Raw genomic sequence first — 9,427 nt, forward strand, 5'->3', positions numbered from 1 at the left:
CGCCCGTGCACCCCCTTCCCAGCTGCGGGGCAGCCGGAAAAAACCATGCTGGGACGTACGTTTAGGTGCTGGGCGGTACCCGCCGCTGGCCGGCAGCCCTTGCACGCGAGCCATCAGGAGGAGGCCGGCCAGCGGCCGGCACTACCAGATGCGGTTTATTTCGCGTCGAACTTCACGATCGTGCTGATCGCGGTTTCGTCCGGGATGGTCTTGGTGTCGGCCCAGTCACCGCCGCCGACGCCGAAGTCCAGGCGCTTGACCGTGGCCTTGCCGGTCAGCACCGGCTGGGTGCCCGGCTTCCAGGTGAAGGTCAGCGTGACCGGCTTGCTGACACCACGAAGCTCCAGGGTGCCATCGGCGGCGAACTGGTCATTGCCCATGGCGCGGAAGCCCTTGGCGGTGTAGCGCGCGGTGGCGAACTTGCCGACGTTGAAGAAGTCGGCGCCCTGCAGGGTCGAGTCACGATCGCTGTTGCCGCTCTTGGCGCCTGCCAGCGGAATCACCACATCCAGCGAACCGGCAGCCGGGTTGGCCGGGTCGAAGCTGAGCTTGGTCGCGAAGCCAGGGAAGCTGCCGGTGAACACTTCGCCGTCGTACTTGGTGGCGAACACCAGGATCGAACCGGCGCCGGGAGCCTGCGCGTAATCGGCAGCGAGTGCCGGAGCGGTGGCCAGCATGCCGGCCAGGGCGGCGGCCACGGCGGCCGGAGTGGTCAGTTTCAGGTTCATCGGTCAGTCCTTCTGAGGGGAGGCGAGCCAGCCACGCGGCAACATGCGGGACAGCGTTGCATCGCGCTGGAACAGGTGGTGGTAGAAGGCAGCGCCGGCATGGGCCAGCACCACCGCGATCAACAGCCAGAAGCCGTATTCGTGGAGGGCATGGGACACCGCGACGACCTGCGGGTCGGGGCCGCTCAGCTTGGGCACGTCGACCAGGCCGAACCAACGGAACGGGCGCAGGCCACTGGCCGAATCGTACAGCCAGCCCGACAGCGGGATGGCGAACATCAGCACATACAGCAGCACGTGGGTGGCGCTGGCGATGCGCTCCTGCCAGCTGGGCACGCCCGGCACCGGCTTCGGTGCCCCGGCGTACAGGCGCCAGCCCAGGCGGAACAGCACCAGCGCCAGCACGGTGATGCCGATCGACTTGTGCGCGGTGTAGACCCAGAAGTACTTGGGCGTCTTGGGCAGTTCGTCCATGGTCAGGCCGACCACGCCCAGGGCGAGGATCAGCAGTGCGATCAACCAGTGCAGGATCTGGCTGACACTCCCCCAGGCGGCGGGGGTGTTCTTGGCGGTCATGAGGGGTCCTCTAGCGGGCCGTCTTGGGGTCGGAGTGTGGAAGGGGAGCGGGAGTTCCCGGGGCGTCGCTGCGGTCGAGGGTGGCTTCCGCCTCGATCCTCAGCTGTACTGCATCACCGATGACGCCCGGCCAGGCGGTGATGCCGAACGCGCGCCGGCTCAGCGTGGTGCTGCCGGAAAAACCGGCGGTGCGTCGGAACGGGGGAAGCGGATAGCGCTTGATGGCGTTGAGGGTCACATCCAGCGTGATTTCCTGGCTGACCCCGCGCAGGGTCAGCGTGCCGATCACGTGGGCGCGCCTGGCATCGATCGGTTCGACCTTGGTGGAGACGAACCGCGCGGTCGGGAAGCGCTCGCCGTCGAGCAGGCTGCGGGCCAAGGTGGCCTGGTTCCACTTGGCATCACCAAGGTCCAGCCGCGACACCGGAATATCCACTTCCACGGTGGCGTCGCGCCAGTTGTCGGGATCGAACCGCACGCGCCCCTCGCTGCCCGATACCGTGCCCATGGCCTGCGAGTAGCCTGCGTGGTCGATCGAGAACAGCACCCGCGTGTGCACCGGATCGAGGCGATAGGTGTCAGCGGCCGCCCAGGCAGGGGCGGTGGCGAGCAGCATCGGCAACAGGGCCAGGCAGGGACGCATCGATGGCGGGCTCCGGAAGGGGACGCTGCGATCATACGCACAGCCCCCTGCCAACGTTGCGTGCATGGGTGCAACAGTTCGTGGTGGTGCCGCCGCTGGAAACAGGCTGTTGCAGCCATGACCCCGGCCCTGTGTGACAATCGGCGCAGGACAGGGGGTTCAGGATGACGAGCGGTTGGCGCCTGTGGTGCCGTGGCATCGCAGGTATGGGACTGCTGCTGCTGGTGGCGATGGCCACGGCGGCTGCGACCCTGGACATGGCAGAAACACCACGCCTGCGCCGCTTCGGTGCCGCCGAAGGCTTGCCGTCTCGCATGGTGGTGGCGCTGGCCGAGGATCGCCAGGGCCACGTCTGGGCCGCCACCGATGGTGGACTCGCCCGCTATGACGGCAACAGCCTGCGGGTCTGGGAGCACGACCCGGAACAGCCGGGCTCGTTGCCTGGCAACGAGATCGAGACCCTGCTGATCGACCCGCTGGACCGGGTCTGGGTGGGCATCAATGGCAAGGGCGTGGCACGCCTGGATGCCGACCGCGAGCGCTTCCAGACCTTCGATACGGTCAATTCCACCTGCCAGGGGCAGTTCTGGGCACTGGCCTATGTCGACGACGCCTTGTGGATCGGGACCAACAACCATGGCGTCTGCCGTTTCGGCGAAGACGGCAGTGTGCGCCTCTACACCCATGATCCCGCGCGCCCGGGTGGCCTGCCCAGCAACAGCATCTTCACCAGCCTGGTCGACGCGCGGGGCCGCCTGTGGGTCGGCACCGAAGCCGGTGTGGCGCGTTGGAACGGCAGCGGCTTCGAGCCGGTGGCCGCGCGGGAACTGGGGAGGCTGAGCGTGCTCCGGTTGAGCCGTGATGCAGACGGTTCGATCTGGGTAGGCAGCCAGAACGATGGCCTCTACCGCATCGATGGGCAGGACCGGGTCAGTCGCCCGCGATGGGCCGACAGTGCCCAGCTGCGGTCGGCCCTGGTCCTGGCCGATCGCCAGGGGGGCTACTGGGCGGGTACCTCCGATGGCCTGTTGCGAGGGGATGCGGCGGCGTTGCGCCGGCTGGAGGGGGACCGCGGCAGCGGCTTCCTGACCGCGCACAGCGGCGTGCTTGACCTGCTGCAGGACCACGAGGGCGGACTGTGGGTGGCGTTGCTGACCCAGGGCCTGGCCTATCTGCCACCGGACTGGCGGCGCTTCTCGATCTGGAACCAGCTCGACGGCAAGCCGCTGGACAGCCAGTACCTGTTGAGCGCGGCCAGCGACGGGAAGAACTACTACGTCGGCTCGGCGCGAGGGGTGTACCAGCTCGATGCGCAGGGCACCCTGCGCCTGCTGGCCAGCGACCGGCAGCTCGGCAACGGCGTGGTGTGGTCGGTGCTGCCGCGCCCGGATGGTCGCCTGTGGCTGGGACGCGGCGGCCGCATCAGCGTCTACGATCCGGCCACCGGCGCATTGCGTGATCTGCGGATCGATGGCAGTGCCGACCTGCGCCAGCGCATCGACCTGATGCGGCAGGCCCCTGATGGCACGGTGTGGGTGTCGGTGATGGGCCTGGACCTGCAGCAGCGCGATGCAGAGGGCCGGCTGCTGCACAGTCATCCGCTGGAACATTTCCGCGGGACGGCCGATGCGCCGATCGAGCAGATCCGCTTCGACGCCCACGGCCGGCCCTGGGTGATGGGCGACATGGGCATCTGGCGTGAGCAGGCCGGACGCTTCGAGCCAGTGCCCGGCGTTTCGCGCGGCCCGATCTACGATCTGGCATGGATCGATCCGCAGCAGTTGTGGCTGGCGCGCCAAGGCGCCTTCGAGCGCTACCAGTGGGATGGCATGAGCCTGCGCCTGATCCAGCGCATCGACGGCAGTGCGGGCGTGCCGCCGGTGACCATGGGGGGGCTGGCGCTGGCCGACAATGGCCAGCTGTGGGCCACGACGCCGCGCGGCCTGCTGCGGTGGGACCCGAAGACGCGGCGCCTGCAACAGTTCAACGAACGCGATGGCCTGTCCGATGCCGAGTTCACCGGTCGGCCACCTGCGGTGAACGCCGATGGCCGCGTGTTGGCGGTTACCCAGACCGGCCTGGTCGCCTTTGATGTGAATGCCGACGACACCGTGCTGCCGCCTTCATCGCTGGTGATCGCCGAAGTGCGGGTGCGGCGCGACGACGCACGCGGCTGGCAACCGCTGCCGCTCACCGGCACCCTGCTGCTGGGACCGGACGACCGCGATCTGCAGATCGATGCGCGGCTGCTTTCCTATGCCAGCCCGCAGGGCAACCGGTATCGCTTCCGCGTGCAGGGTTACGACCAGGACTGGGTGGAGCAGGGGGGCGATGGCCAGCGCACCCTGTCGCGGCTGCCGACCGGCCGCTATGTCATCGAGGTGCAGGCCGCGACTGCCCGGGGCGCGTGGACACCTTCGCAGCAGTTGCAGGTGAAGGTGCTGCCGCCGTGGTGGCGCAGCGGCATGGCGATATTCGGCTACATCCTGCTGGGGTCGTTGCTGCTGGTGGTTCTGGTCTGGTCGATCCGCGCGCGGCTGCGCCGCCGCCAGCAATGGCAGCTGACGGTGCACAAGCAGCAGTTGGCCGAGCAGGCCTCGCAGGCCAAGAGCCGTTTCCTGGCTACGCTGGGCCACGAAGTCCGCACGCCGATGACCGGCGTGCTGGGCATGAGCGAACTGCTGCTGGCGACTCCGCTGGATCCGGTGCAGCGCGGCTACGCCGGGTCCATCCAGCAGGCCGGCAGCCATCTGCTGCGGCTGGTCAATGATGCCCTGGACCTGGCCCGGATCGAAGCCGGGCGGCTGGAGCTGGACCTGCGCCCGTTCGATCTGGGGGAGCTGCTGGACCAGGTGCAGGGCCTGATGCAGCCGATGGCGCAGCAACGCCAGCTGGTGTTCCAGCGCGGCGAAGACCCGCCCGGGCCGATCAGTGTCAGTGGCGACGAGATGCGCGTGCGCCAGATCCTGCTGAATCTGCTCGGCAACGCGATCAAATTCACCGAGCGCGGCCACGTCGGCCTGGCCGTACGCCTGGAAGAAAAGGGCGGCCTGTGTTTCGAAGTCCATGACAGCGGCCCGGGCATCAACGCCGAGCAGCAGCAGCGCCTGTTCCATCGTTTCGAACAGGCCGACGGCCCGCGTACCGCGTCGCGCTACGGCGGCAGTGGTCTGGGGCTGGCGATCTGCCAGGAACTGGCGGTGGCGATGGGGGGGCGCATCGAAGTGGACAGCCAGCCTGGCAAGGGCGCGCGGTTCCGCGTGCGCCTGCCCCTGCCCTGGACGCGCCAGGCCGCCAGCGAAGCGGGCGACGTGGCGGCCCTGCCGGAACTGCCGCCGCTGCGCATCCTGCTGGTCGAGGACGATGCCACGGTGGCCGAGGTCATCGCCGGCCTGCTGCGCGTGCGCGGGCATGAAGTGGTCCACGTGCTGCATGGCCTGGGCGCGCTGTCGGAGATCGCCACCGATGGTTTCGACGTCGGCCTGCTCGATCTCGATCTGCCCGCGCTGGACGGTACGGCCATCGCCCGCCAGCTGCGCACCATGGGCTATGAACTGCCGCTGGTGGCGGTGACCGCCCGTTCCGATGCCTATGCCGAAACCCAGGTGCTGGCCGCAGGCTTCGATGGCTTCCTGCGCAAGCCGGTGACCGGCGACCTGCTGGTGACGGCCATCGCCCAGGCGCGTGCGAAACGACAGGCGACTGCGTGACGACGCCGACGCCGGGCGTGAACGGCGCGACTTTCGGTTTACCATGCCGACGCCCGCAGCGCGGGAATCATCAGGACCAGCGTGAGGAGGCAATCGGTGGTGTATCTGCGGGCGGCGATGCTGCTGCTGGTCCTCCTGTGCTGCGCGTTGCCCGCTGCGGCACAGCCGGTGCCTCCGAGCCCGCGGCAGGTGACGGTGTTCGATGGCCTGCCGTCCAATACCGTCAACCGCATGGCCGAGGATCGCTACGGTTACCTGTGGATCGCCACCAACGATGGCCTGGCCCGCTATGACGGCCGCACCTACCGCGTGTGGCGTTCCGAGGATGGACTGCGTGACAACCGCATCTGGACGGTGCTGGTCGATGCCCGCAACCAGTTGTGGATAGGCACCGAGAACGCCGGCCTGGTGCGCATGTCGGCCGACCGCCGCCAGTTGCACTTCTACGACCGCAGCAGCCAGCCGTTGATGGGTACCAACACGGTCTGGAGCCTGGCCAGCACGCCTGATGGCTCGATCTGGTTCGGTACCCACGAAGGCGGCCTGTACCGCCTGGACAGCCAGGATCGCCTGCAGCGCTTCCTGCCCGAGCCGAACAATCCGCGCAGCCTGCCTTCGTCGTCGGTGCCCTACCTGGCCACGCTGGCCGATGGCAGCCTGTGGATCGGCACCAAGCATGGCGTGGCGCGCTGGACCGGGACCGACTTCGAGCGTGTCGGTACCGACATCATCCCCAGCCTTCTGATCAACGGACTGACCGCCGAACCGGATGGCAGCCTGTGGATCAGCACGATGGCCGGCGCCACCGTGCGCCGCCCGGATGGCCGCTTCGAAGCCCCCCCGTGGAAGCTGCCGCCGGGCGAGCAGGTGCTGGGCATGATGCTGCGCGACGAGCAGGGCGGGCACTGGCTGGATACACGCACCGGGCTGGGGCGTGCGGTCGATGGCCAGTACCAGACCGTGCCGCTGTACAGCGCGATCGCGCGCGGTCCGGTACGGCCGAACTGGACCGGTGCCTACGAGGACCGCGAAGGTGGCATCTGGTTGGCCAGCACCAATGCCGGGCTGTGGCACCTGCTGCCACGCTGGTGGCAGTTCTCGGTGCTGTCGCGCCTGGAGGACGACCCCAGCTCGCTGCGCAATGCGCTCGTGCTGGGTACCAGCCCCTCCAGCAACGGCGGCGTCTGGACGGTGGGCAGCCATGGCGCGCTGGACCGCTTCGATCCGAAGACCGGCAGGATCGAGCAGCATCGCACCTGGGTCAACGGCATGCACTGGTTGACCTCGGTGCGTGAGGACCGGCGTGGCCAGGTCTGGATTGGATCGACCGATGCGCTGGTGCGCTACGACCCGCAACGGCGCGAACTGCGTCGTTGGGGCCGTGATGCCGGTGCAGATGCGGCGATGGAAGGGGTGGTCGAAGCGATGATGACCTGCGACGGCGACAGCCTCTGGTTGATGCTGCCCGCAGGCGTGCAGCAGCGCGACCTCGACGGCCACGTGCGGCGCCAGCTGGACAATGGCCAGCGCGGCCTGCAGCAGGGCCAGCTCAACCTCGATGTGGAATGCGGTCCGCAGGACCACATCTGGCTGGCCAGCAGCCGTGGCCTGCTGCAGTGGCTGCCGGAAAGCGAGCGCTTCCAGCCGGTGCCGGGTGCGCCGGCAACGGCGATCCATGCGTTGCATGTGGGCCGTGACGGCCAGGTCTGGTTGTCCGAGGATGGTCGCCTGTCCCGTTACCGCTGGAGCCAGGGACGCCTGGAACGGCAGGCGGTGGTCGGTGCCGAACAGGGCTATCCGGCGATCTCCGCCTCCGGCCTGGTGGTGGATGCGCAGGGCGTGGCCTGGGCGACCAGCGCACGCGGCCTGGTACGTGTCAGTGCCGATGGGCAGAGCGTGCGCCTGTACGGCGTGCACGACGGCCTGCCAAGCCAGGAATTCCGCGAGCACACCTTGATCGCAGCGGCCGATGGCCACCTGGTGGCCGGAACGGCAGCGGGCGCGGTGGTGTTCGACCCCGAGCAGGTACGGCCTTCGGTCCGTCGCGCCCCGCTGGTGATCGAGCGGGTGGAAGTGCGCCGCAACGAGCAGGTGCTGGACATGACCCACGATGCGCCGTTGCAGATCGCCGATGGCGACCGCGACCTGCGCATCGTCGCGCGATTGCTGTCCTTCGCCGACTCGGCGTCCAATACGTACCGCTACCGCTTGGCCGGCTACGACCCCGATTGGGTCGAAGTCGGCCCGGCCGGCGAGCGCCTGTTCTCGCGCCTGGCGCCGGGCAGCTACCGGCTGGAAGTACAGGCCCGGTCGGCCGACCACGTGTGGTCGCGGGTGCAGAGCCTGGAATTCCGCGTGCAGCCGCCGTGGTGGCGCAGCCTGTCCGGCCTGCTGGTGCTGGCGTCGGTCGGGTTGCTGCTGACCAGCTGGTTTGCCTGGCTGTACCGACGCCGCCTGCAGCGGCGGCACGCCTACCAGCTGGCGCTGCACAAGCAGGAACTGGCCGAGCAGGCGTCGGCGGCCAAGACCCGCTTCCTGGCCAACCTTGGCCATGAGATCCGCACGCCGATGACCGGCGTGCTGGGCATGAGCGAGCTGCTGCTTGCCTCGCCACTGGACCCGCAGCAGCGTGGCTACACGCAGTCGATCCGGCATGCTGGCGAGCACCTGCTGCACCTGGTCAACGATGCGCTGGACCTGGCGCGGATCGAGTCCGGGCGCCTGGAACTGCAGTCGCAGTCGTTTGCGTTGAATGGCCTGTTGCAGGATCTGGCGGCGCTGATGGGCCCGCTGGCTGCACAGAAGGGCCTGCGCTTCGTCCTCGACAACCAGCTGCCTGCGGGCCTGCAGGCGACCGGTGATGCCATGCGCGTGCGGCAGATCCTGCTCAATCTGCTGTCGAACGCAGTGAAATTCACCAGCCGCGGCACTATCACCCTGCATGCACGTTGCGATGGCGAGCTGCGTGCGCTGCACTTCGAGGTGCGCGATACCGGCCCGGGCATCAGCCAGGAACAACAGCAGCGCCTGTTCCGCCGCTTCGAGCAGGCCGATGGTGCACGTACCGCCGCGCAGTACGGTGGCAGTGGCCTCGGCCTGGCGATCTGCCGCGAGCTGGCGCATGCGATGCAGGGGCGGATCCAGGTGGAGAGCCAGCTGGGCCGGGGCACCTGTTTCGGTGTGACCTTGCCGTTGCCGCTGGTGGTGAACAGCGATGCCGAGGCATCGGCCGAGGGACAACGCGACGAAGCGGCGAACATGCCGCCGCTGCGAGTGCTGCTGGTCGAGGATGATGCCACCGTGGCCGACGTGGTGCGTGGCCTGTTGAGCGCACGCGGCCACGAGGTGGTGCATGCCGGCCATGCGCTGGCGGCGCTGCGCGAGATCAGTGCCGGCGATTTCGACGTCGGCCTGCTGGATCTGGACCTGCCGGGCCTGAGTGGTTTCGAGCTGGCCCAGCACCTGCGCAACCAGGGCTACATGCTGCCGCTGCTGGCGGTGACGGCGCGGACCGATCCGGACCTGCAGCAGCAGGTGGAAGCAGCCGGCATTGGCGGCTTCCTGCGCAAGCCGGTGACTGGTGAGCTGTTGGTGGAAGCGATCGCCAGGGTCATGGGGCGGTAGGGTGCGGCGGCAGGGCCTGCGGCCCTGCACCCGCCGGATCAACGTCAAAAGCCTGCATTCCGTGGGATGGCGGGGTGGGTCCGGTTGCGGGAGACGCCGTAAACCCGTCCCTGGGGGCTTGGCCGCGGCATCCATGCCGCGGACAC

The 9,427-nt window shown here is 68.7% G+C and carries 5 protein-coding genes; 2 read left to right on the forward strand and 3 right to left on the reverse strand.

Translation table 11 applies throughout. The features are described 5' to 3' along the window. Nucleotides 1-155 precede the first annotated feature (155 nt). From ABGA94_RS08760 to ABGA94_RS08770, 3 genes are read right to left on the reverse strand one after another with little or no spacing between them, the layout of a single operon-like run. The gene (locus tag ABGA94_RS08760) at nucleotides 156-728 is read right to left on the reverse strand and encodes a YceI family protein (protein ID WP_005418389.1); all 573 of its coding nucleotides are present in this window, start codon (nucleotides 726-728) and stop codon (nucleotides 156-158) included. Between the two features lie 3 nt (nucleotides 729-731). Further along, nucleotides 732-1,304: a cytochrome b gene (locus tag ABGA94_RS08765; protein ID WP_065185435.1), complete on the reverse strand. Its 573-nt coding sequence runs from the start codon at nucleotides 1,302-1,304 to the stop codon at nucleotides 732-734. Between the two features lie 10 nt (nucleotides 1,305-1,314). After that, nucleotides 1,315-1,947: a YceI family protein gene (locus ABGA94_RS08770; protein WP_053499626.1), complete on the reverse strand. Its 633-nt coding sequence runs from the start codon at nucleotides 1,945-1,947 to the stop codon at nucleotides 1,315-1,317. Nucleotides 1,948-2,111: 164 nt separating this feature from the next. On the opposite strand from ABGA94_RS08770, the gene ABGA94_RS08775 reads away from it, so the two are divergent. Both ABGA94_RS08775 and ABGA94_RS08780 read left to right on the forward strand, forming a co-directional pair. Then, nucleotides 2,112-5,657, forward strand: a complete 3,546-nt coding sequence (locus tag ABGA94_RS08775) for an ATP-binding protein (protein WP_065178206.1) — start codon at nucleotides 2,112-2,114, stop codon at nucleotides 5,655-5,657. Nucleotides 5,658-5,753: 96 nt separating this feature from the next. Continuing rightward, nucleotides 5,754-9,281 carry an ATP-binding protein gene (locus ABGA94_RS08780; protein WP_375367036.1) on the forward strand — a complete coding sequence of 1,176 codons (3,528 nt, stop codon included), beginning with the start codon at nucleotides 5,754-5,756 and terminating at the stop codon, nucleotides 9,279-9,281. Nucleotides 9,282-9,427: the final 146 nt, after the last annotated feature.

The organism is Stenotrophomonas sp. 3diitr2024, assembly GCF_042136455.1.
GTDB classification, from domain to species: Bacteria; Pseudomonadota; Gammaproteobacteria; order Xanthomonadales; family Xanthomonadaceae; genus Stenotrophomonas; species Stenotrophomonas sepilia.